The sequence below is a fragment of the Robertkochia solimangrovi genome (genome assembly GCF_007279655.1).
Classification (GTDB): Bacteria; Bacteroidota; Bacteroidia; order Flavobacteriales; family Flavobacteriaceae; genus Robertkochia; species Robertkochia solimangrovi.
The window spans coordinates 1-23,722 of sequence record NZ_QKWN01000009.1; the positions used below are offsets into that span (position 1 = coordinate 1).

Annotated in this window: 22 protein-coding genes; 14 read left to right on the top strand and 8 right to left on the bottom strand. The window is 39.0% G+C overall.

Going from position 1 to position 23,722, the window contains the following annotated elements; all coding sequences use genetic code 11:
* Positions 1–177: 177 nt before the first annotated feature.
* On the top strand, positions 178–855 hold the full coding sequence (locus DMZ48_RS12855) for a C40 family peptidase (protein ID WP_143955567.1): 678 nt from the start codon (positions 178–180) through the stop codon (positions 853–855).
* Between the two features lie 42 nt (positions 856–897).
* On the opposite strand, the gene DMZ48_RS12860 is transcribed toward DMZ48_RS12855, so the two are convergent.
* Both DMZ48_RS12860 and DMZ48_RS12865 read right to left on the bottom strand, forming a co-directional pair.
* A complete protein-coding gene (locus tag DMZ48_RS12860) occupies positions 898–2,235 on the bottom strand; it encodes a thioredoxin family protein (RefSeq protein ID WP_143955568.1) in 1,338 nt (445 codons plus the stop codon).
* Between the two features lie 173 nt (positions 2,236–2,408).
* Positions 2,409–2,756, bottom strand: coding sequence for a helix-turn-helix domain-containing protein (locus tag DMZ48_RS12865; protein ID WP_162558715.1), 348 nt, complete (start codon positions 2,754–2,756; stop codon positions 2,409–2,411).
* On the opposite strand from DMZ48_RS12865, the gene DMZ48_RS12870 reads away from it, so the two are divergent.
* Positions 2,755–3,357: a glycoside hydrolase family 2 TIM barrel-domain containing protein gene (locus DMZ48_RS12870; protein ID WP_143955570.1), complete on the top strand. Its 603-nt coding sequence runs from the start codon at positions 2,755–2,757 to the stop codon at positions 3,355–3,357. The two genes, DMZ48_RS12865 and DMZ48_RS12870, sit on opposite strands and share 2 nt — an antisense overlap.
* 123 nt (positions 3,358–3,480) lie before the next feature.
* Here DMZ48_RS12870 and DMZ48_RS12875 read toward each other — a convergent pair whose 3' ends face one another.
* Positions 3,481–4,116, bottom strand: coding sequence for a helix-turn-helix transcriptional regulator (locus DMZ48_RS12875; protein ID WP_143955571.1), 636 nt, complete (start codon positions 4,114–4,116; stop codon positions 3,481–3,483).
* 87 nt (positions 4,117–4,203) lie between these two features.
* Between DMZ48_RS12875 and DMZ48_RS12880 the strand changes: the two genes are divergently transcribed.
* Positions 4,204–4,815 carry a superoxide dismutase gene (locus tag DMZ48_RS12880; protein WP_242009199.1) on the top strand — a complete coding sequence of 204 codons (612 nt, stop codon included), beginning with the start codon at positions 4,204–4,206 and terminating at the stop codon, positions 4,813–4,815.
* Positions 4,816–4,954: 139 nt separating this feature from the next.
* Positions 4,955–6,124 carry an NAD-dependent epimerase/dehydratase family protein gene (locus DMZ48_RS12885; protein WP_143955572.1) on the top strand — a complete coding sequence of 390 codons (1,170 nt, stop codon included), beginning with the start codon at positions 4,955–4,957 and terminating at the stop codon, positions 6,122–6,124.
* Between the two features lie 76 nt (positions 6,125–6,200).
* Here the strand turns inward: DMZ48_RS12885 and DMZ48_RS12890 are convergent, their stop codons facing one another.
* A complete protein-coding gene (locus DMZ48_RS12890) occupies positions 6,201–7,103 on the bottom strand; it encodes a S1 family peptidase (protein ID WP_162558716.1) in 903 nt (300 codons plus the stop codon).
* 424 nt (positions 7,104–7,527) lie between these two features.
* On the opposite strand from DMZ48_RS12890, the gene DMZ48_RS12895 reads away from it, so the two are divergent.
* Positions 7,528–8,649 carry a hypothetical protein gene (locus tag DMZ48_RS12895; protein WP_143955574.1) on the top strand — a complete coding sequence of 374 codons (1,122 nt, stop codon included), beginning with the start codon at positions 7,528–7,530 and terminating at the stop codon, positions 8,647–8,649.
* Between the two features lie 335 nt (positions 8,650–8,984).
* On the opposite strand, the gene DMZ48_RS12900 is transcribed toward DMZ48_RS12895, so the two are convergent.
* Together DMZ48_RS12900 and DMZ48_RS12905 are read right to left on the bottom strand one after the other, a co-directional pair.
* Positions 8,985–9,866 (bottom strand): aldo/keto reductase, encoded by an 882-nt coding sequence (locus tag DMZ48_RS12900; protein WP_143955575.1) that lies wholly within the window; start codon positions 9,864–9,866, stop codon positions 8,985–8,987.
* A 78-nt stretch (positions 9,867–9,944) separates the two neighbouring features.
* A complete protein-coding gene (locus DMZ48_RS12905) occupies positions 9,945–10,505 on the bottom strand; it encodes a Crp/Fnr family transcriptional regulator (RefSeq protein WP_143955576.1) in 561 nt (186 codons plus the stop codon).
* Positions 10,506–10,644: 139 nt separating this feature from the next.
* On the opposite strand from DMZ48_RS12905, the gene DMZ48_RS12910 reads away from it, so the two are divergent.
* From DMZ48_RS12910 to DMZ48_RS12935, 6 genes are all read left to right on the top strand, one after another.
* On the top strand, positions 10,645–11,073 hold the full coding sequence (locus DMZ48_RS12910) for a MarR family winged helix-turn-helix transcriptional regulator (RefSeq protein WP_143955577.1): 429 nt from the start codon (positions 10,645–10,647) through the stop codon (positions 11,071–11,073).
* A 3-nt stretch (positions 11,074–11,076) separates the two neighbouring features.
* Complete coding sequence (locus DMZ48_RS12915; RefSeq protein ID WP_143955578.1) at positions 11,077–12,159, top strand: serine hydrolase domain-containing protein; 1,083 nt, start codon at positions 11,077–11,079, stop codon at positions 12,157–12,159.
* Between the two features lie 50 nt (positions 12,160–12,209).
* Entirely contained in the window at positions 12,210–12,875 is a 666-nt protein-coding gene (locus DMZ48_RS12920; protein ID WP_242009200.1) for a DUF6624 domain-containing protein, read from the top strand.
* Positions 12,876–13,024: 149 nt separating this feature from the next.
* Positions 13,025–14,782: a serine hydrolase gene (locus DMZ48_RS12925; protein WP_162558717.1), complete on the top strand. Its 1,758-nt coding sequence runs from the start codon at positions 13,025–13,027 to the stop codon at positions 14,780–14,782.
* Between the two features lie 53 nt (positions 14,783–14,835).
* Positions 14,836–16,320: a serine hydrolase domain-containing protein gene (locus DMZ48_RS12930; RefSeq protein WP_143955580.1), complete on the top strand. Its 1,485-nt coding sequence runs from the start codon at positions 14,836–14,838 to the stop codon at positions 16,318–16,320.
* Positions 16,321–16,566: 246 nt separating this feature from the next.
* On the top strand, positions 16,567–17,211 hold the full coding sequence (locus DMZ48_RS12935; protein WP_143955581.1) for a hypothetical protein: 645 nt from the start codon (positions 16,567–16,569) through the stop codon (positions 17,209–17,211).
* A gap of 127 nt (positions 17,212–17,338) precedes the next feature.
* Here the strand turns inward: DMZ48_RS12935 and DMZ48_RS12940 are convergent, their stop codons facing one another.
* Positions 17,339–19,237, bottom strand: coding sequence for a DUF3604 domain-containing protein (locus DMZ48_RS12940; protein ID WP_143955582.1), 1,899 nt, complete (start codon positions 19,235–19,237; stop codon positions 17,339–17,341).
* Positions 19,238–19,633: 396 nt separating this feature from the next.
* Between DMZ48_RS12940 and DMZ48_RS12945 the strand changes: the two genes are divergently transcribed.
* The 3 genes from DMZ48_RS12945 to DMZ48_RS12955 all read left to right on the top strand — a co-directional run bounded on the left by DMZ48_RS12945 (position 19,634) and on the right by DMZ48_RS12955 (position 22,415).
* Entirely contained in the window at positions 19,634–21,229 is a 1,596-nt protein-coding gene (locus tag DMZ48_RS12945; protein ID WP_242009201.1) for a M28 family metallopeptidase, read from the top strand.
* Between the two features lie 140 nt (positions 21,230–21,369).
* A complete protein-coding gene (locus tag DMZ48_RS12950) occupies positions 21,370–21,810 on the top strand; it encodes a GNAT family N-acetyltransferase (RefSeq protein WP_143955584.1) in 441 nt (146 codons plus the stop codon).
* Positions 21,811–21,968: 158 nt separating this feature from the next.
* The gene (locus DMZ48_RS12955; RefSeq protein ID WP_143955585.1) at positions 21,969–22,415 is read left to right on the top strand and encodes a hypothetical protein; all 447 of its coding nucleotides are present in this window, start codon (positions 21,969–21,971) and stop codon (positions 22,413–22,415) included.
* A gap of 85 nt (positions 22,416–22,500) precedes the next feature.
* On the opposite strand, the gene DMZ48_RS12960 is transcribed toward DMZ48_RS12955, so the two are convergent.
* A complete protein-coding gene (locus DMZ48_RS12960) occupies positions 22,501–23,616 on the bottom strand; it encodes an acyltransferase family protein (RefSeq protein ID WP_143955586.1) in 1,116 nt (371 codons plus the stop codon).
* Between the last annotated feature and the right edge of the window lie 106 nt (positions 23,617–23,722).

Sequence of the window (23,722 nt, forward strand, 5' to 3'; positions counted from 1 at the left end):
TCAATTCTCAATTCTCAATTCTCAATTTGTAACTTAACTCACCACTTAAAACTTACCATATACAATTCGAATCCTACCTCCTTGTCCCGTAAAATTCCCCGATAAAAACAGGGAATGTTCCTCTTTTATCGGCATAATAGGATGTGTACCTTCAGGGGTGAATTAAAAAGTTAAGTTATGTCTGAACTGATAAAGATCGCCTCAAGTCAGATAGGAGTCAAAGAAATCGCAGGATCGGGATCTAATCCGGATATATTGAAATATGCGGAAGACTGCGGATTTAAGCACTATACGTCGGACACGATCGCCTGGTGTAGTTTGTTTGCAAATTGGGTAGCCTTTAAATCGGGATTTGAAAGATCTGGTGATCTTTTAGCGCGTTCGTGGTTAAACGTTGGGAGTCAGATCGAGAGCCCGGAACCAGGAGATATTGTAGTTTTCTGGCGTAAAAGCCTTGAATCAAAATTTGGACATGTAGGTTTCTTTACCGGTTTTTCAAGGGATCTGTCCAGAATTTATTGCCTTGGGGGAAATCAGGGTGACCAGGTGTCGATCACAGCCAGACCGGCGAACACTTTATTGGGGTTTCGCAGGTTGCGATTGCTGGAGGATGCAACCTTTGGAAAGGCTGTACTTCGCAAGGGCGATACCGGAGATTCTGTGATGCGTTTACAACAGTCACTGAATGAACTAGGGCATAATTGCGGAACCTCTGATGGTGTTTTTGGAGTAAAGACTGAAACCGCACTAAAGCAGTTCCAGTCCACCGCTGATGATCTTGAGATCACCGGAATATTTGATGTCAGAACTAAAGACCATTTGAAACAAGTTCTGAAAGTCAGGTCAGTAGCCTAGGCTTTTAAATTTGGAATTTCTTTGGTGAAATTTTTTGGAAAGTTAGCTTTGATTTTGCTTCATCAATTCCAGTTCATATTTATAATTCACCTTTTTCTTGACCGTGAAAGGCATATTTTCTATTGCTGTGGTTTTGAGTTGGATCGCTTTTTCAACCTTACCTTCTTTAAACAATATATCTGCTTTCAGATTGTCTGTAAAATAACTCTCGGGAATTAATTTATAACAATAGTCAACCCAGTCTTCCAGAATTTTAAATTCTTTTTTAGTTTCTGCATGATCAAAATAATGCTGGGCAGTCGTGACTATCAATTCGACGATGTCACTTGCGATTCTACCTTCTTTATACTTTTGAAGCATGACATCGGTTGTTGGATTTTGTCCAAATTCCTTGTTTTTTGAGTAAAGTGCATAGTAATCCGCATCTTCTTTTTTAATCGCTCTGATCGATTTAAGCTGGATCAGACTATCCACATACTTTTCAGCAAGTCTTTTAAACGAATCATAATCATTGGAAAACCGGTAAAGGTCCATTTTAAACGTATTTATATCATCTTCTGATCTCGGTTTTATATCATATTGCTGAAGGCGATCGATGATCACACGCATCATTTCAGCATCTTCATTTCTGCGGGCCTTTTTCACAGATCTCAGGAGCATAGATCGGCGAAGACGTGTCAAATTTTTTCTTTGATATTCGTTACTAAGGCTTAAATAGTGGTCTAAATTGGTATTGTAGATCTCTTCCGCCTTTGTTCCTACATAGATCTCATATTGTCTCTTCATCAGGAACTCCATCATTTCAGGATCGGTCTCGGTAAACTCAGTCTGAACTTTGAGCCAGGCATCGATACCCGGTGAAGGATCTGCTCCGAATTCTTCCATCTTTTCCATGTAAAGTTTCAAAAATACCTCGTCATCTTGTTTCTCAGGAAACATTTCCTGTAGTTTTGCCCAGCTATATTTAGCGTTGGAAGCATTCATCGCCTCTTTCCCAAATCCGATCATGTCATCACCTACCGTAATACCAACGGTTTGATGCACGATCTCTCCGTCACCATTTACGAAGATCAGGGTAGGATAGGCAGTAACGTGGTATCTTAATGCCGCCCCTTTACCTTCCTTTTCAGCATCGAGTTTTAAACTGATAAAGTGTTTATTGTAGAATTCTCCATTGCCTTCCTCCTTGAAAGGACCTGCTGCAAGTTTTTTACAGGGTCCACACCATTCCGTATAGAAATCGATAAAAATTAGTTTATCCTCTGCTTTCGCCTGGGTGAGCGCGTCCTCGAATGGCATATGTTTAAAATCGATTCCCTGTGCGTAGGACATAGTAAAGGCAGAGAAAAGGATCAGAATGAATGTAGATATTTTATGCATGTATTTCTTTCTTAATTATTAAAATAGCGGGTTTATTTTAAAAATCCAATGCGTTTAAACCATTGATCTATTATAAGGACGCAAATTTTGTGGAGCCGGGTGACATCCTTCAAAAAAAATCTGATCATTTTTAGTACTGCTAACATTTGAATTCCGGGAGGTTTCTTTTGCACCTATTCAAAATTCTTATTCTTATACAGGTATCGATACTGGCTTGGAGGTATCCCCATTACCTTTTTAAAGAGCCTTGTGAAATAGTAAGGATCATCAAAACCGAAGAGCTGACTTACTTCTTTTACCGTCATATCGGTAAAATAAAGATACTGACAAGATTTCTCGATCTTTAATTTATTGAAATAATGGATGGCAGAAAAGCCAGTCTTTTTTTTGAAGATCTCAGAATAGCGGGAAACGGATAAGCTGCGTTCACCGGCAAGATCTTCTACTTTCAGCGTTTGTGAAATTTGCTGGTTCATAAAGGCGATGGATTGACCCACAGTATCCTGGGTTGCTTCATTCATGGTTATTTTATTATCCATTAACATAGAAGAGATTATTTGGTCTATTGCGAATGAAACGGCTTCCATTCCGGCCAGAAATGAATTTTTGGGTGAATTGGCAGACCATATCCGTTCGATCGATGATACCCGGTTATTATCTGCAGCGATTAAGAAGGACCAGGAACTGGATGGACATCCGGATAGTGTATATACGTATAACGATCCCCTGATCGAAAAATTAGATATTATTAGCCTTAATGAATATTTGGGATGGTATGGTGGTGCTCCTGAGGAGACCCGAAAAAAGTCATTTGAATTCGGTGCAGAAAAGCCCGTGATCGTCAGTGAATTTGGTGGTGGTGCCTTGAAAGGATTCTATGCCGATAAGGAAACAAGATGGAGTGAAGAATTCCAGGAATATCTGTATATGGAAAGTCTGGCTATGTTCGATAAGATCGATGGATTAACAGGAATGGCTCCTTGGATACTGGTAGATTTCAGATCTCCTTTACGTCAATTGCCCGAGATCCAGGATGGATGGAACCGAAAAGGACTGATCTCTGAGAAAGGAGAAAAGAAAAAAGCTTTTTATATTCTACAGGATTATTATAAAAAGAAATAGGTCAAGTTTGTTGCTTTTAAAAGGAGATATTTCGTGATTCCCGGATCGCAACAATTGAAACACAGGTATCATGGTATAAATGTAATTCATAATTGGATTTTCGGTCTGAATTCAGCGTACCCTTTAAGCTTTATTTTCGATGATATAAGCACATCGGCGTGCACCGGAAAGTATATGATCGATGCGTTTAACATGAACGTCAGGGCCAAGGATCGATTGGAATGTATTGAGCTCTGTACTGCAGAATCCCTGACACAGGGTAGCGGCTGCACAGATAGGGCAATGATTTTCGATGAAGAGGTAGCTTCCGTCATCATTCTTTTCAAAATGGGCCATATAACCTTCCTGATCTCTCAGGGTGGCCAGTTTTTGAATTTTAGACTCCAAGGCATCTCCTTCAGTAATTACAATGCGATAGTTTCTCAGGTTATCACGACCGTTGGAAGCGATCAATTTGGTCAGGGCCTCTTCACCCAGTTCTTCCTTTATTTTGGTGATCAATCGTATCGATAGTTCCGTATGGGAATCGGGAAAAAGGGAATGACCCCGTTGGGTCAGGGACCAGAATTGCTGAGGTCGGCCTCTTCCAATGGCGCGACTTTCAGACTTTACGAATCCCTCTCCGGCAAGTTTTAATAATTGGAAACGCGCTCCTTCCGTTGTTATTCCGAGTTCATCGGCCAGTTCCTTTAGGGTTCTTTCTCCGTTGTTCTTCAGAATGTGAATGGCTTGCTGACTATCCCTTATTAATTTATTCATAATAAACAAAGTGTTTATTTGGTTTAAAATACAAATGTACTATCTTTGTATGGTATTTATAAGTCTTTTAATATAAAATTACACATTATGAACTTTAAATTGCCGGAATTAGCGTATAGTTATGACACCTTGGCACCATATATCGATGCCAAAACGATGGAGATCCATCACTCAAAACATCATCAGGGTTATGTAAACAATCTGAATGCCGCCCTTGAAAAAGAAGGAATTGAAGTATCCTCTGTAGAGGAACTTTTCGTTGAAATTTCAAAACTACCGGTTGGAATTAGAAACAATGGAGGCGGACATTACAATCATAGTCTTTTCTGGAGTATTCTGACACCGGTTAAAGGTGAGTTACCTGCAGGTGAATTGTCATCGGCGATCGAAAGTGCCTTTGGCTCTATTGAAGAACTTAAAAATAGCTTTGCCGCTGCTGCAGCAACGCGATTCGGTTCCGGATGGGCCTGGTTGATCTTAGATAGCAATAACGAGTTGAAAGTTACTTCAACACCTAATCAGGATAATCCGTTAATGGATGTTGCTCCTGACCAGGGTACTCCCATCCTTGCATTAGATGTATGGGAACATGCGTATTACCTGAACTACCAGAATAAAAGACCGGATTATATCGAGGCATTCTGGAATGTAGTTGACTGGACAGCAGTAGAAAAACTTTATTTGGCTGCAAAGAAATAATTCTTTCGTAAGCAATATTCAAACCCGAACCGTGATAACTTTTGTTTTCACGGTTTTTTTTTTCAGATATTTGGTGAAACAGGTTATCAGGTTATTCGTAACCTGTAACACGTAACCTGTAACCCATAACACCTAACTGATGAAAAAAGAAAATAGCCGCAGAAAATTTGTAAGAAACGGGGTTCTGTTCGGATTGGGACTTCCCTTATCTTCTACGATACTGACTGCCTGCTTAACAGGAAACAAGGAAAAAAAGGAAGCTCAGGACGAGACCTCTAAAAAATTAAAGATTTTAATACTTGGAGGCACCAGTTTTCTGGGGCCACATCAGATCGCCTATGCCTTATCACGGGGTCATCAGGTGAGTACTTTTACCCGGGGTAAGACGGAACCGACCATTCATGTAGAACTTTTCGATAAGGTCGAACAATTGATCGGAGATCGCGAGAATGATCTGACCGCCCTTGAAAATGGTCAATGGGATCTGGTGATCGACAACTCTGGAAGAAATGTGGAATGGACAAAAAAATCGGCTGAACTTTTAAAAGACCGTGCCTCACTATATTTGTATACTTCTTCCACAGGGGTATATTACCCATATATGAATGAGAATTTCAAAGAAGATACTGAAGTTTTGATGACCGAACCGGAAAATATCGAGGATGAAGATGAAAAGATCGAATACTGGTACGGGGTAATGAAAGCGAATTCTGAACAGGAGGCCATCAAAGCCTTTGGAAAGGATCGGTCGATTATAGTACGCCCCACCTATATGGTTGGACCCGGAGATAAAACCGACCGTTTTATTTATTGGCCGGTAAGACTTGCTAAGGGAGGGGAGGTGATGGTTCCCGGAAAAACCACAGATCCGGTACAATATATCGATGTAAGGGATGTAGCGGAATGGATGATCCGATTGGCGGAGGAAAAGATCACCGGAACCTTCAACGCCGTAGGTCCGGAAAAACCGCAATCTATGATGGAGTTCGTAGAAGAAGCAAGTACAGCATTCGAAGCTGAATCTACCCTTGTTCAGATCGATGATTATGAATTTTTAAAGGCAAACCAAGTACTCTATCTGGTTCCCTGGATTATGCCGGAAGGCAAGAATTATGGTTCATCAAGGGTTGATAACGAAAAAGCGATCAGAAACGGTCTCACATTCAGACCTTTGAAAGAGACTGTCGGTGAGATCTATGACTGGTGGGAAAGTCTTCCCGAAGAACGGAGAAATCAGTTCGAGGAGAAACCGGATTCCGTATTAATGCGAGAGACGGATATCCTGGAAAAATGGGCACTATATAAGTGATATAGGTGACATTAATGATATTAATGACTCTAGTGTAACTATTGGCATTAATATCATTAGTGTCACTAAAATTGGATTAATTCCCTTCTTTGATCAGTTTTAATAGACTGGATACCGGAATCGTGGCTTTAAGTACCATTTGTGTTTTGGTAGCATCGTCTGAGTGTTGTAACGTTTTGGTGTAGGTGACGGTACCGATCACATTCGCGTATTGGTCGATGATGGCTGCACCGCTGGAACCTGCTGCGAAATCGGCAGAGATCGCCATCACATTTCTGTATTGCAGAGCATTGATATCACTGAACTTATCGGTCACCATGCCGGAAGAAAAGGCATAGAAATAACCCTTTGGATGACTTACAATGTAAACAGGATCTCCAATTTCCGCATCTTTGGTGGCAACGTGTAAGGCAGGAAGTTTAGCACCCCTGGTGTCTATCTTCAGGATCGCCAGGTCATTAGATTTATCAGCGCTCAGGATCTCGGTCACCGGATAGGTGGTTCCATCTTTCATCATCACAAGGAATCCCTCTCTGGAATCTTTATTGTATTTGGTGACATAACCGTTGGCCACATGATAATTGGTAACAACGATTCCTTCAGCATCGATGATATAACCGGATGCGGGATAGGTGTGGATGCGTTTGCATTCTTCACCACGTGCATTCAACTCACCACATCTTCCTACGGAAGATACAATAACGGTAGCCTCTGAAACGAGATCATAGATCTTTGACGGACTCAGTTCTTTCTTTCTCATAGATCCAAGATTTACCGCGACCGGCCCATAGCCTTTATCTTTAAAAGTGGTGCTCATGGAATCGGCTGAGATCAGGTTTCCCGTTTCGATCAAATCTTCCCCTTCCGTAGACAAATGTACTTTGTATTGGCGGATGTTATTCTTGTATAACTGGCCATAAGCCGTGTTAACCGTTAATAGTATGAGAAATCCAAAAATTGATTTTAAAGTGTAATTCATAATAAAGGGCAATGTAATGTTTATTGTAGTTAGGTTCGTTTGCATGGATTTATAGCCATAATTTTTTAAGTTCCTTACGGTCAAAATATTGAAAATTGAACGGTAGAAACGATGCTTTGTAAATCCTGATGTTACTTTTTTGCAAAAGTACTATAAGAGGTGAGTGCGACCAAATTAAATTTCATCGCCAACTTGAAAATGTTATTATGAAATAATAATCTTAAAAATAGTGTAGTAAATATATTATATATTTCCAATTTTATATATTTATGCTCGTTCCAAAAAATGCATTTACGATCAATGTTGGTTAACTGAATTTAGTTTTATTCCATAGATTTTTGATCAAATAGAAGATGAAATATTCAGGAATTGCATGATTGGACTTACGGTGAAAAAAGATTAAAATTAACCGTGTTTATATAAAATGAGACTTAAATTTTTAATTTCAATTATTTCCATTTGCTTGTTTGTCCCGGGTTTGAATGCCCAAAATAATTATCTTCCCGGATATATTATCAGCACTGAAGGAGATACAATATTTGGCCATATAAAGAATACAACCGATGATAAACTGGTCAATAGTATAGATTTTAAAAGGACTGATGAAAAAGGAACCGAGGTAAATTATCCTGCTTTTAATCTTATAGGTTTCAGGTATGAAAATGGAAGAACATTTAAAAGTATCAAGGTTAAGAATGAAAATTCTTTAAATAAAACTGAGGACAGTATTTATATTTTCGCAAAAAATGTGGTTAGGGGTAAAATAGATCTGTTTAGTTGGCTTCATAGTAAAAACCGGGAGCTAGAATTTATTATGAAGAATAATGAATCGATGGAGCAAATTCAAATTGTTCCACCGAAAGTAAGCGAGGTTAAAAAGGAGGGTACAAAATACAATAAATACGATCAGACTTATAAGCTTCAAATAGCCAGTTTGAAAGGAGATCAAAATCAATTTTCTTCAAAAGGTAATTCTTTGAAATATTCTGAAAAAGATATTGCTAAGGATATTTATCAGTATAATCTGAATTTTGAACCTGAATTTCCTGCATACAGTTATAAAGAACGTACCAAATTTCACATTGATTTGTTTGCCGGAGTTCCCCTATATGATGACCTTAATTTTAGAGTAGGTTTATATGGTTATAAAACCAGTTTAGAGCGAACACATCGATTGTTATTTATGTATGGTTTAATCTATAGTTCCTGGAGCGATAAAAACAAGGAACTGGAAATTGAATCTGCTAACTTTTATAAAAATTACAGCGCTCAAAGTTATAAGATTCTACCTTTAGGATTTCGGTATCAGTATCCATTTAAAAATATCATACCGTATTGCCATATAGGTTTAGGGTATGAAGTTAATATTCATAAAGATTATGTCGTGAAGGAGTATCAGTTAGTTGGGGAAGAAAAGGAAGTTTTTGGGAACTTTGCCATCAATGCCGGAGTAGGAGCTAAATTTAGGATTGGATCAGGCTATATTTTTACTGAAATTACCCCGGTAGGCGAAGGGATAATAATGAACTTAGGCTATTCGATATAGATGATATATCTGAACCATGTATTTGATTCCTTTGATTGCGCATTTGGTTCTGGATTTTTAAACTTAATGGAAATTGGTGTTTTTTAGCAAATACGAGGCTCCTGAGAAGCATTATTTCGTTGTGTTGATTATCAGTATATTATCTAATATAGTTAAAATATGAACAACATGGTGGGATAAATTTTATACAGCGCACGAAAAAGGATGACTTTATTTGATGGGAATGAATTAAGTAAGAGAAATGTCTGTAATAGGAGGAAATCATATCCGTGAAGAGCAAAAAAAAATCCGAATATATATTTATTCGGATTTCTGTGGTCAGCTTTGGTTTGTGACTAGCCTAAAAACTTCATATCTTCTTCGGAGAGAACTATATCGAATGCTTTGATGTTCTCTTTAAAATGAGCGAGTTTTGAAGTGCCGGGAATCGGTAGGATCAGCTCATTATAATGCAATAACCAGGCTAAATTAAGCTGAGCCGGGGTTACGTTATACTTATTAGCAACTGCTGCAATTTTGTTTTCCTGTTTGGGTAATGAAGATTGCAGTGAGAAAAAGGGAATCATCGGAATGTTATGTTCGGTGCAGATATCCATCACTTCTTGCAATCCTCTTACTTCCTGACCAAAGGCAGAAAAACTGTTGCGTTGCTCATAGCCGAATGCATTTTCCACACTGGCTACATTTCCCATGGAAAGTGCAGACTTCAATTCTGCTGGCGATACATTACTCAATCCTACATGCAGTATCTTTCCTTCCTTTTGCATATCGAACATGGCTTGCATCGATTCCTCAAAAGGGGTTGCTGTACCCGGCATGACACGAAAATGCACCAGTTGCACCTGATCGATCTTTAGCGTCTTTAAATTATTGTCGATACTAGTTCGTAAATTCTCCGGTTTGTCAAAGACCCTCCAGCTTTTATCGGGACCTCTGTCTGCACCTACCTTAGTGCAAATGACCAGGTCTTTTTCATAGGGATACAAGGCTTCCGCAATTAAGCGATTCGTCACATCTTCTCCGTAATAATCGGCAGTATCCAAAAAGTGAATGCCATTTTCAGAAGTTACTTTTAATATTTCCAGAGCTTCTTCTCTGTTTTCAGGCTCCCCCCAGATATGGGCTCCGGTAAGTCGCATGGTTCCATATCCAAATCGTTTAACCGTTAATGGGTTTTTCGTATTTGCACCGATGGTAATCGTCTTCTTAATATTCATGAGTCAACTTATTTAATGGATTCGTACAAAGTTGCGGTAACTTCATGAGACATTTTTTGCCATATGGCAAAAAGCATATTAGCGGATATTCTTTCGAATTCTACTAAGAGAAGATTGGGTCATTCCTAAATAGGAAGCCACATAGGAGAGCGGGATGCGATTGATCAACGTGGGGAATTTTTCCAAAAATGACAGATACCGTGTGGTGGCATCTTCCGAAACCAGGGAACTTCTCCGATCCATTTTTTCCATCATAGCTTTGCGGTATATTTTGTTTATAATGCTTTCCCAGTCAATGATCGTATCGGATAATTCCTTCCAATCCTTAGAACTGAAGATTAGCAGCTTACAATCGGTGGCAGCCTGAATGTATTCACTGATATGTTCTTCGTCATAAGGATTGGCAATAAAGTGATTTTCTTCTATGAAATATTTGGTGATCTCCTCCCCCTGGTTATTATAATAGCAAATTCGTAAAACGCCTTCCAGGATAAATCCACGGTGCTTAAAGGACTTACCTGCTTCTGCAAAATAAGCATCCTTTGGCAGATCGGTGATCGTAGTTTTGTCTAAAACCAGCTCAATTTGGTTTTTGTTCAAAGTACCGAACTGCAATATATAATCGATGAGTTGTTCCATAGGATAAAGTTAGGAAACCTGAAACAATGAGTTTTTGTCATTTGACAAATAGAATCATCTAAAGTTTATTTTTCTTTTCGGATTACTTATAATTCTTATATATTTGATATATCAATTATATTTGTATCAAATAAAAAGGATGAATGTACCTCCAAAAACAGTTTTCTACACCATAGAAAGAACTATTAAAAGCTACCGGAAATTTTCGAATAGAAATTTTTCCAGGGTAGTAGACGATATAACGGTGGATCAAAAATTGATCTTACAATATCTGAACAGTTCCCCTGAATTGAGTCAGACGGAAATAGCCGAACTTGTTTTTAAAGACACAGCATCCATTACGCGAATGATCGATCTTATGGTCAAAAAGGATTTTCTCAAAAGATCGATCAATACCGAAGACCGAAGAAAATTTAAACTCGAGATCACTGCTAAAGGCAAAGATATCCTGTCGAGATTGGAACCCGTGATTGCGGCGAACAGGAAGACGGCTTTCGCAGGTATAAGTGAAGAGGAATTGATACAACTGGATAGAACCTTACAGAAAATTTTATCAAATATCACGTGATCGATGAAGCCGGCCAACTTTTTACTATCCTTACTCATTTGTCAGTTTCTGTTATTCAGTTGTACTACGGAAGCACAAATCTATCCCGGAGAAACCTGGAACATCAATCAGAACCCCGCCAGCGATGGGTGGTCTGAAAATGCACTTACTGAATTTAGAAGATTTATCATTGACAGTTCCAATATCACCGGTTTGCTGATAATTCATAAAGGAGCTATAGTAATAGAGTATGGAGATATACAGGAAAATAGTTATATCGCATCCTGTAGAAAGAGTGTTCTTGCCATGCTTTACGGGCCCTTTGTTGAAAATGGTACGATAGCACTCGACAAAACTTTGGGCGAACTTCAAATAAATGATGTGTCTCCTCTGCTTCCGATTGAAAAGAAAGCTACGGTCAAGGATCTTATTTCTGCCAGGTCAGGAATTTATTTAGAAGCGTCAAATGGTGGTGATCTTCGAAATTTTGCTCCTGAAAGAGGTTCCGTAGCACCAGGGTCACACTGGCTTTATAATAATTGGGATTTCAATGTTGCAGGGTACATCTTTGAGCACGAAACCCATCGAAATATATATGATGCCGTAGAAGAACAATTGGCCAACCCACTGCATATGCAGGATTGGGATAAATCACTTCAACAGAAAACGGTTAATGAAAAAGTCTCGAAATTTCCTGCATATCATATGTGGTTTTCCACCAGAGACATGGCGCGTATAGGTTTGCTAATGCTTAGAAAAGGAAAGTGGAATGATCAACAGTTGATTTCTGAAAGATGGATTCATGAGATAACCCGACAATGGACTTCATTTACCGAGGCTCAGAAAAGTGCCCCGATCCTTAAAGAAGATGGTTTAGATCTGGGGTATGGTTATATGTGGTGGCTCATAGAGAATACCGATGATTACCGATTGAAGGATGCTTACTCTGCTCAGGGTGCTTTAGGACAAAATATAACGGTATATCCCAATATCGATGTGGTTTTGGCCTTTAAGACCAAGAGTGTTTACCGAAGGCGAAATTCCATTCAAACCCAGATGAAAGTAATTAAAAAGGCCGTTCAAATCTATAAACCGCCCAAAAACTGACTGTTATGTGTAATTTAAGGATAAAGGTATCATACCGAATTTTTAGGTTGTTGTTTTTTGTACTGGCTTCCTGTGCTCAGGGAAATAAAGAAAGTCCTTCCCATGTTAAAGACGAAACTACAGGAAATGAGCCACAGCTGATAAAAGTTTTGGATACCATTTGGAATACCGAACAGGAACCTATTCGATTGAGAGATTCAATTGGGAAGGTCTATGGTTTTGAGTCTGAAGAATTTCAAAAACAAAACGCTATCTATCATAGAAATCATACGCTTAACGAACAGAAGATTCAAACTATACTGGATAATCAGGGATGGCCGGAACGATCACTGATCGGTGAGCAGGGAAACCTAACCATTTGCAATGTATTACAACACTCGAGCATTACGATCAGAAAAAGATACCTGCCGATGATGCGACAAGCGGTGCGGGATAAGAATTTATCGCCCCGATTATTAGCAAGAGCTGAAGACCGACTGGCTACTGACCGAGGCGATCTTCAAATTTACGGGGGACAAATGAAGTATTATCCTGAAACCAAATGTTTCAATATTTGGCCGGTTTACGATCCGGTTAATATTGATAAAAGGAGGGCCGAAATAGGGCTGGGGCCAATCGAAGAATTCTTAAAGACCAGATTTGATTTTGAATGGGATCTGGAAGAACAAATAAGAAGAAGTGAGGAGTTTGAAAAAAATAAAATACAGGTAAAATGAAAATCCATGCCATGTTACTTCGAGTTCAGGATTTGAAAAAGTGTAACTCTGATAAGACCATTTGCAGCATAATTGTATCTCTATTCATTTTCTGTTGTTCAACAAATAGTTTTGCGCAATTAGCAAATACATCAACACTCATTAGAAATGTGCAAGAAATTACCATTGACGGAATATTGGATGAACCCATTTGGCAAAAGTCTTTGGTGACAAAGGAGTTATTCGATGAGCATGGCCTTTATAAAAATACAGCGGTGTATATTACTTATGATGAAGATAATCTCTATGCGGGCTTTGTCTGTAAGGTTAATAGCATCGCAAATCTGAATCAGAAATCGCTGGTAAAGGATAATGAGTTAATGTTAGAAAATGACTGGATTGCATTTTGTGTGGACACTTACAATGATGGGATCAATGCATTCGCATTTCTGGCTGATGCTTCCGGTAATGCGTTGGATGGGTCTTTAAATCCACCAACCAGAGATCTGACCTTTTCTTTTTCGTCTGATTGGGTTTCGGCGGTTGCTTTGAATCAGGAGGCGTACACTGTAGAAATGAAAATTCCTCTTGAAAAATTACCAGTACAATGGGACAAAGACAGCGTTACCATGACACTCCAAATTATTCGGCATGATCGACAAAACAACAGATTACTGCAATGGCCGAATGCGAAAGATATACGTGAATTTCATCCCATAGTACTTACTGGCATCCATAAAACACATCCCTTAAATTTATCAGGGGTAAACCTTGAAGACAGATTGCGTTATAAAAAATCGAAGATTGATCGTACAACCTTATTGGGCAGATGCAGGGGAGGTGATGCTTCAGTTATGGATTATTTACTATTCAGGAAGCGAGATATTAACGGTGTGGCAAATCCTGCCAAGTTTACTTATAGCGTTCAACCGGAAAAGGTAAAAGAAATGTTCGAAAACACCTCATATTATCAAAATCTGAAGACCGATAGTGATTTCGAAACCATATTGGAACGATCGCAGACTACGGCATTTATCGTTTTACAAAATGACACGGTGTTATATGAGAATTATTTTAATGGATATACTAAAGACTCGATATTCACTTCTTTTTCAGTTGCCAAATCTTTTGTGAGCACTTTGATCGGAATGGCAATTTCAGATGGGTATATTGGAAGTGTAACGGATACGATTACCGAATATATTCCAGAATTGGTGGAGAAGGACATTCGGTTTTCCCGGATCACCATTAGCGATCTGTTAAGTATGAGCGCAGGAATTGCATATTCCGGTGAAGGCTTTCCTTCTGATGATGATATAACCTATGTATCTCCCGATCTAAGAAAAGCCACTTTCGATAATGTACGAATTGAAGCGGCACCGGGTATGCACTGGCACTATAATAATTACCACCCACTTTTACTCGGCTTAATTCTGGAAAGAGCTACGGGCATGTCAGTTGCTGCTTATATGGAGGACAGGCTTTGGAAGCGAATGGGAGGCCAGGCAGCCAGTTGGAGTCTTGATGAAGCTGGGTTTGAGAAAATGGAAAGCGGTATAAATTGTACAGTTTATGATTATGCAAGATTTGCTATGCTGTTTCTGAATCAAGGCAAATACCAGGGGGATCAGGTCATACCGGAAAATTGGATACCGATGGCAACACAGCCCATACAAAGACCTGAGGGATTTTACGATCCTCTATTAGAAACCAATACGTATTACAATTATCTATGGTGGGGGAAATTTCGCGACGGAGCGAAAAACAACAATGATTTTTTCGCAATGGGTAATAAGGGTGAATATGTATATATCTGTCCGCAGAAGAGGCTTATTTTTATAAGGTTGGGGTTTGAATACGGCTTCACTCCCGGATCGACTTCATGGCCCGATATGTTTTATGAATTTGCAACCGAATTTAAGGAATAGAATAAATCAGGACCGTTTGCGTTAACAATCTATTGTCTGGAAGATTAAATATTATGATTGACCAATTAAAATCACCGGTATATAAATTTATTTTGCAGTGTTTCGTATTGTTTCTGATCGCCTCCTGTTCCTCAGGAACCCAGGAATCAGGGACAGAAAAAGAGCAGTTGGAACGTGGGTTACGCGGACAGGTAAAAATTTTGGAAGAACCTGAAAAGCTGAGTACAATCACCGATCAAATGAAAGCCTACAAAATTCCGACGTTATCGCTGGCGGTAATTCGGGAGGGACAGATCGATTGGTCAGAAATGTATTTGAATCCTGATTTTTCCGATGGAATAATTGCGGATAGCATCAGGATATTTCAGGCCGCTTCCTTGTCAAAACCGGTGACTTTTATGGCGGCTTTACGCATGCATAGCGCAGGAGAAATAGACCTTGATAAAGATATTGAGGAATACCTCCAGCGTTATACGTTACCTGCTGGTAAACAGACAGAAGAGAATCCCGTGACCTTTCGGAACATCTTTTCTCATACCTCCGGGATCACCGCTGGGGGATATGAGGGATACGAGAGGAGTCTTCCAATTCCTTCTGATCGTGATATTTTAGAAGGGAAAGAAGGGGCTAATTCACCTGCAATAGCAGTCATAACTCCTCCGAATGAACAATTGTTGTATTCAGGAGGGGGCTATACATTAGCGGAAACGGCCTTACAGGATCTGTATCAGGAGGACTTCTCAAAGATTATGAAAAAATGGATCCTTGAGCCGGTGGGAATGCACGATTCAGAGTTTACACAACCTTTACCTGCTACAAAAATTAATCAGGTTGCCAAAGGACACGCCTACACAGGGGAAGTGATAGAAGGGGGCTGGAGAAACCATCCGGAGCAAGCTGCTGCAGGGTTATGGAGCAATGCTACGGATATGGCAAAATTCTTAATTGAAATTTATAAGGCCTATCATGGTAATAGCGCGATATTTTCACAGGATGATATCAGAACGATACTAAACCAGGAACGCGACGGGCATGTATATGGCTTCATAGTGGATCGTTCCGGAGATGAAATTGCGATCACACACTATGGAGGGAATGCAGGATATCGTACCGGGATGACCATTAGTCTTACCAGTGGAAATGGTTTGGTCTATTTAACCAATTCAGACAATGGAGGGAATCTTGGGAATGAGTTGCTTTTGTCAGCATCACAAATTTATAACTGGAAGCATTTTAAACAAACAGAGGTTCAGCGTAAACAGGTAAGTGATGAAGTTTTAAACGGGTTGGCGGGTGCCTATAAATGGAATGATCAAATCGATCTTTCCATCGGTTTTGACGAATCCACGCGACTTATTTCACTTTATTTTCCAAATGGCGATCAATATGAATTGGTGCCAATTCAGGGAGATGCCCTGGATTTTATTCATTCAAACACCGGTGTGCAGGTTAGTTTTCAAAAAGAGAATAATTTTAGGTCCTTTACACTCTATGGGCAATCGGCTATCAGAATTGAGAACAATACCTTTGCTGAATAATATACTTCATATTTAAAAGTGTTGCAATGAGGGTGTGTAATGCTTTTGATAAAAATTCACAGTGAATTCAGACCTTTTAATAATTGTAATATTTTTTGAAGTGTCTAAAACCAAATTGAACTTATATTCCGGATTTCCTTTGTATTTTACCAATTGATTAAGGTAGCGATAAATTTAATATCCTAGTAGGGAAAAAATGTTATTAGCTTTCGTTTCTATGCCTATTTCAATCCAATCAATTCGAGTATGACAACCTACCATTTAAAAGTGATGAAACGAAATAGGATTTTAGGATCCATTTTGGTTTTTGCAATAGTATTACCGCTCTGTGCTCATTTTTCTGGTGAAATCGAATCAAAACTTATAAGTGTGGTTATGCTGATTGCGACTATTGGTAGCTTAATGCTCTTATTTTATTTATTCTCTTTTGGTCAATTACAGATCACTATAAGTGACAGTATATTAGTATTTAAATGGAAGGATAAACTTTTTTTTAATTTTAAAAATTATGACGCTATCCATTTGGAGGATATAGATGGGATTATTGTAGAAAGCGGGATGTTAGTCAAAATTAAAACGAAAACTAATGCAATTGAACTTCGGGAGATGCAGTCTGAATTTTTCAAAGTTAACCATAAGGATTCTCTACAATTATTGAAGATATTCATCAAGGAAACCCATATTAAACCTAAGGATAGCTGGGATATTTGGCTAGACAAGGGGTGGTTGACCTGGGCTTATTGGATAAATCTTCTGATATTGATACTACTATTCGGAATTATAATTGTGTATTTACTGGTGATAGGTTTTACTATTAAATTATTTCTTCTTCCGTTGATAATAGGGCAATTGATTAATTTCCACTTTAAAATGAAAGTACGTTTGACGTAAAAGTTATTATTCAACGTTTTGCAAATAAGATGCTGTTTAATTTTAAACAAAATTTAAATATCGCACCAAATCGATATGAACTGATTTATATAAGCTATTCGATTTTTTTTTCGTCATTATTTTAAATTTATTTGGAGTTGTACCAAATTGGAGAACTATAGATTCTTTCCTGAATGGTAGCCGGATGATTGGTATCTTTAACATCAATTCCTAATTCGATAGCATCCAATAAAGAATATCTTGGCGTTGGAATTTCCAAGACCCTCACATAATAAAATGCATTTTGTTCAGGATTAAAATCCGGATCTTTCCAAAATACCTTAAATTCTGTTGCTCCTATGGTATTTGTATATTTTCCAGTTTTAAGATCTACGGTGTTTCCAACATTTTCACTGCCATCGGTTCGGTTATCAGATAGGGCAATATCATACACTTTTTCGTCAGAAGTACCATCCGCTTTTAACCAGCCTTTAATAATCTGAACTCTATCAAGATTAGCACCGTCAGGGTCTTTTAAAGCGGAAATCAAAAATCCTGGATTTACACTTTCGGACGTTCTATTCAGATCTCCTCCCATAGGAACTCCTTTCTCATAACCAGTCTTTACCATTTCCGCATTGAGGTCACTCTCTGAAAAGTTAAAGCCACCAAATACACGTAATGTCATTCTCGGTCCTGTGGTGGCATAGACTTCTTTTCTTTGAAAGGCATCTACCAGACTTTGACGTGTGTTGCTCTCAGCCCATACACCCACCCATCCGGCAGCCCCCATATCCCATCCTTTCGAGGATCCTATTCCTGTAGGATGTGCACGCTTTTTAGGTTCGGAATCATGCTGTCCCTTTCCAGCAAAGTTTGTTTCTTCAATTGCAGACATCCCCGTATGAGAATCGCTACTTCCTACAAATCCTATTTTATATGGGTTCATACCAATTTCGTTTTCGAGTTCCAACCCGCGTTTCAAACCTGAGCGTACATAATCTGCTTTCGTAGGGGCGGGGCGTGTACCTTCTGGAGTTAATGCAAAATCATAAGTTTCAAAATCTGCAAATTCATCATTGGGAGAAAGTGCAGGGTGTGTTTCTGAATCACCTTTAATTTGAGTGATCTCTACAGAGCGTTCCCATTTCATTCTGGCTTCGGCATACGCCTTATCTACAGGCTCACCATTTAATCGGGTTTCAGGAAACATCAGTCCTAGACTGATGTTTGGGTTATGAGGTATAGCAACAAATTCGGCTCCAGTTCGTTTACTAGTCGCTTCAAGCCATGCCCAAAGATCTTCAGGGTTGTCGCTGTCTAAAGCACTATAAGGAATAAATTGTTTAGCAATTTCTCCATCCTGAGGCATGAATATTACTCGGTGAAGATTAGCACCACTGTTATTTGAAGACCATTCCCACCCGATTAGTGTAGTGAATTTTCCTGGATTATTGTGTTTTTCAGCTGTTTCGATATAGCGTGTCCAAGCTTCCTTAACCTTCTCTCCGCCAAAGTCGTTAATTAGATCTTTTGCTCCCAGGTTGGCATCGTTAGGTTGATCGAAGGCAGCAAAATTCAGGATATCATAGATTTTTTGCATATTTTCTTCCGATTTGTCCGGAGCAATTCTTAAAAACGCTGTTCCTGTTTTTGTATCTGAAATTCCTGGAGTGTTTTCATACATTAAAGGAATAGATCCGATCAATTCAGCATGGTCGGCAATTACGAGAAAATCCAAAGGTTTCGATAATTGCCAGGGTTTACCAGTTGTTGGACTCTCCACCGCTTCTCCTTTTGCAAATCGGTAAGCAATTTCCGGAGAAGAATTGGGAGTGCCGAATAAGAATACGTCAAAAGAATTTCCAGTATGATTATGCGTGTCACCCCAATAAACATTCTTTAATGGATTTGATACGACTTCTGTTCGATTCTTTGTTTTATCAGCTAAATCTTTAATGGCTAATCCCTCTTTATTTTCTGTTTTACAGCTAAAAGTGATTAAAATAATTAAAGTGACCCGTGAAATTAAATTAGACTTTACCATAGGAAAGGAGATTAGAATTAATTTCTGTTAAATCCATGTAAATATACTGAAAATAAGGGTGTTATGTTTTTTTTTGGAAGATTTTTAAATGTGGCACTTGGTATTGGGTAATCTACTTATTTTAAATATATATTTATTTTGGAGAGGCCCTTAAATAGTATAAAAAATCCATCAAAGTATCTAAAGAATAATGAAACAGTTCTTTTCAGGAATATTAGTATAATAGAGTTACTTAAAAGTTTTTATTACCTTACCCTGTCAGAATATTTCTATTAATTTCATACTTTAGGATGGCTGTAAAGGATTTATGAGCAATTGTTTATACACCCTTTAAGCGTTAATCAATCCTCACCACAATCTAAATTCCTCATGGTAAAAAAATATTTTAGCGTTTTAATGATCGCAGCAATTTTAAGCAGCTGCAATGACAGTAAAAAAGCAGGCCTAAAACCGGTTGAAGTTGATCAGTCCACGATAGGGCTTCAAATTGAGCGCCTGGCGTCAGATGAATTTCTGGGGAGAAAACCCTTTACGGAAGGGGAAACTATTACGGTGAATTATTTAAAGGATGAGTTTGAGAAGCTCGGACTAGTTCCGGGTAATGGCGAGAGTTACTTTCAGGAAGTACCTATGGTAGAAATTACAGGAATACCTTCCGAAAATATGGTGATCAGCGGAGAAAATGGAAATATCAATCTGAAAGTCCTTACGGATTTTGTAGCCACCACCAATAAACCCGATACCAGTGTTAGTCTTCAAAATTCAGAACTTGTTTTTGCGGGGTATGGAATCGTAGCCCCGGAATATGGATGGAATGATTATGAAGGCATTGAATGGAAAGGAAAAACAGCGGTCGTTTTGATCAATGATCCCGGTTTTAAATCCGGTGACTCCACCTTGTTCAAAGGGAATGAAATGACCTATTATGGACGTTGGACCTATAAATATGAAGAAGCGGCTCGTCAGGGAGCTGACGGACTAATCATAATCCATGATACCGAACCGGCTGCTTATGGATGGAATGTGATCGAATCCGGGTGGAGCGGAGCCCGACTCACCATAGAAAGTGATATGCCCCTGTTGAATGTTGAATCCTGGATCAGTGGTGAAAGTGCCGAAAAAATGTTTGATGTCTCTTCCATGAAGGGGCAGGATTATAAGGCGCTCGCCCGTAATAAAGATTTTAAACCGATTCCATTAGAACTGAATGTTTCGGTAGGAATCACAAATACCATTAAAAGGGATGTCTCCAAAAATGTGGTCGCCATGATACCGGGTACGGAGAGAAAAGACGAATATATTATCTACTCAGCACATTGGGATCATTTCGGAGTCGGAAAAGCTATTGAAGGCGATTCGATCTATAATGGAGCGGTGGATAATGCCTCCGGGACTGCCAGTCTGTTAGCGATAGCGGAAGCGTTTAAGAAAAGTGAACCCACAGAACGTTCCATTGTTTTTATCGCAGTCACCGGGGAAGAACAAGGACTATTAGGTTCTGCATATTATGCCGAACACCCTATTTTCAGTCCTGAAAAAACAGTCGCAAATATTAATATGGATGCTATTGACAGCCCGGGAAGAATGAAAGATCTGACCATTACCGGGTATGGTCATTCGGAGATGGATGAATATGCGAAGGAAGCAGCCGAAAAACAGGGCAGGTATGTGATTCCCGATCCTGAAGCCGAAAAAGGGTATTTCTTCAGATCCGATCATTTCAATTTTGCCAAAATCGGAATTCCGGCCTTGTATGCAGCCGGATCTTATGAAGGATTCGATCACAGTATCGAGGAGATCAAAGCTTACAATGATAATTACAGAATGCATAAATACCATCAGCCCTCTGATGAATATGATCCCGCAACGACAAAATTGAGCGGAATACAGGCAGACTTACAGTTGCTTTTCGAAGTAGGATTGAAATTATCGAATGAAGATTATTTTCCAAAATGGTATGAGGGGAGTGAATTTAAGGCAGCACGGAAATAAAAGATATTATTGACGTAGGGTTAAAATCTTTTTCAAAGCAATGCTGATCTTATCATGCTTTCTAATGTTGGTATCTTGTTCATCAAAAAGGAAATTTTAAATCAGATTAATTTTACCTTTAAGGTCCGTCATTCACTCCTATGAAGCAAATAGATAACATCGATAAAAAAGAATATACAGAAGTCGTAGCGGTATGGGAAGCCTCCGTAAGAGCTACCCATAACTTTTTAAAAGAAGAGGATATCGAATATTTTAAACCCTTGATTCTAAATACCTATTTAGATGCTGTTGAATTAAAATGTATTCGAAATAGCGAAAATAAAATCATTGGGTTTCTTGGAGTGGCCGATCATAATTTAGAAATGTTGTTTATTCATCCGGATCATAGAGGAAAACATATAGGTAAAGCACTGTTGAATTTTGCGATCGAAGAATTAAAAGTGACCAAGGTTGACGTCAATGAGCAAAATGAACAGGCGGTAGGCTTTTACGAGCACTTCGGATTTAAAACGGTGAACCGATCAGTAGTAGATGGTACAGGAAAACCCTATCCGATCCTGCACATGGAATTGAAAGGGTAGTCTGCAAGGTCCGAATAGGGTATGATTTTTTCTTCTACCGTGAATTCCTCATTTATTTATGCTCATTATATCGTATAGCTATGATGATAAGCGGTTTTAAGTTTTAAGCGATTAAATTGGTTATATTTAGTACTCCGTATTCGTAAATCAAAGCCATCATGCTTAAAAAGCTCACTTACTTTTGCCTGTTGCTGGTATTGTTTTCCTGCAGAAATGACGATGATAATGCTGCAACTGCTTCCTGCACCGATAATGGATCCTGTGATCGATGTATACGCATCAGCAATGAGCTTTATCACCAGACAAACACCATGTATTATAACATCGAAAATGCTTCTCTGAATGGAGATTGTCTTGAAATTACTATTGGAGCAGGAGGGTGCAACGGAGAAACCTGGGACATAGAGCTGGTTGATTCAGGGAGTATCATCGAAACGGGTGTACCTCAAAGAACACTGAAAATCAAATTTGAATCCTCTGAACTTTGTGAAGCCTATCTTCATAAAACCATTTCCTTTAACCTTAAGTCCATTCAATTAGCGAACTATTCGGAGATCGGACTTCTCCTTTCCGGTTATGAGGATGTGATTTTTTATGAGTATTAATAGTGTGCTATATATACTTAGTGCAGACCGTTAGTGGAGACTTGCAATGGTAAATTCAACTACCCTATATTAGTGAATTGTTATTTTATTTCTGTTTTCGCTGCAACCATTTTCGCAAAGGTTCATCATAGTATTTTAAACTTATATAGGCTAGTATCAATGCGCCGGAAAAGGTTAGCACAGCGTAGAAAAGCGCCGTAGTGGGGTCGATCACTTTTTGGTTACTAACCCAGGCAACATAGAAATATACCAGCACATAATGGGTCATATATAAGGGATAAGAAAGATCTCCCAGAAATTTACAAAGCTTATTTCCCAATTTGCCGGTAACGATACCACTGGCACCGATGTAAACGATGGCGGGAAAGATCAGGATGATGCAGATCGCTTCATACAATCCATTCTTCCAAAGATATTCTTCACCTCCGATTCTGGGCATAAACAAGATAGCGGCCAGCAATAATCCGCACCATAAGAATGCATTTTTAATACGAACCGGGCGTGTAATCCTGGATAACAGTAAACCTGCAAAAAACGGATACAACGTCCGAATGATTCCGATATACATATGTTCGAAATTGAGGGTCCACCCCCCGGCGATATCACCATTGGGACTCGTAATCGCTAAATGCAAAAGAGCAATGGCAGCGAATAAGACAAAGATCAGTAAGCTTTTGTTAGACAATTTTCTTAAACCGAGTGCGTAAAGAATATTGGCAATATATTCAAAGAATAAAGACCACCCTACGCTGTTCAGCGGATGCATCTCCTGCCAGCCTCGAATATCCATAGAGAGCGGAAGGGGGAGCAGGGTATATCCGATGATCATGACCAGGATCAATTTCCAGAAAGGAACGTTGTGTATAAGAGGCCATATCGTTGAATCAGTAAAATAAAATCCGATGGCACCCAGGGTCATCCCTAAGATGACCATCGGTTGTAATCGAATCAATCGTCGTTTCAGAAAGGCACCGATCGTTAATTTTTTCCAGCGATCATCATAGGCATATCCGATAACATACCCGGACAGCAGAAAGAAAAAATCAACGGCTAAATACCCATGATTTACCAGGTTATCAAATCGACTGGTGGCCAGTGGCTCTGCAAGATGAAATAGTACGACTATGACCGCGGCAATACCCCTAAGGCCGTCTAATATCTCATAATGCGGCTTGGGTTCAATTTTAGATTCAGGATTCATTCAGATATTTTGAGTGCTACATGAACATAGGCTCAAAAGTATACGGTCAAGTCTGGTTTTACGCTTCATATTATGTCAAAAATGGAACATTTCAGGTCAAATTAAA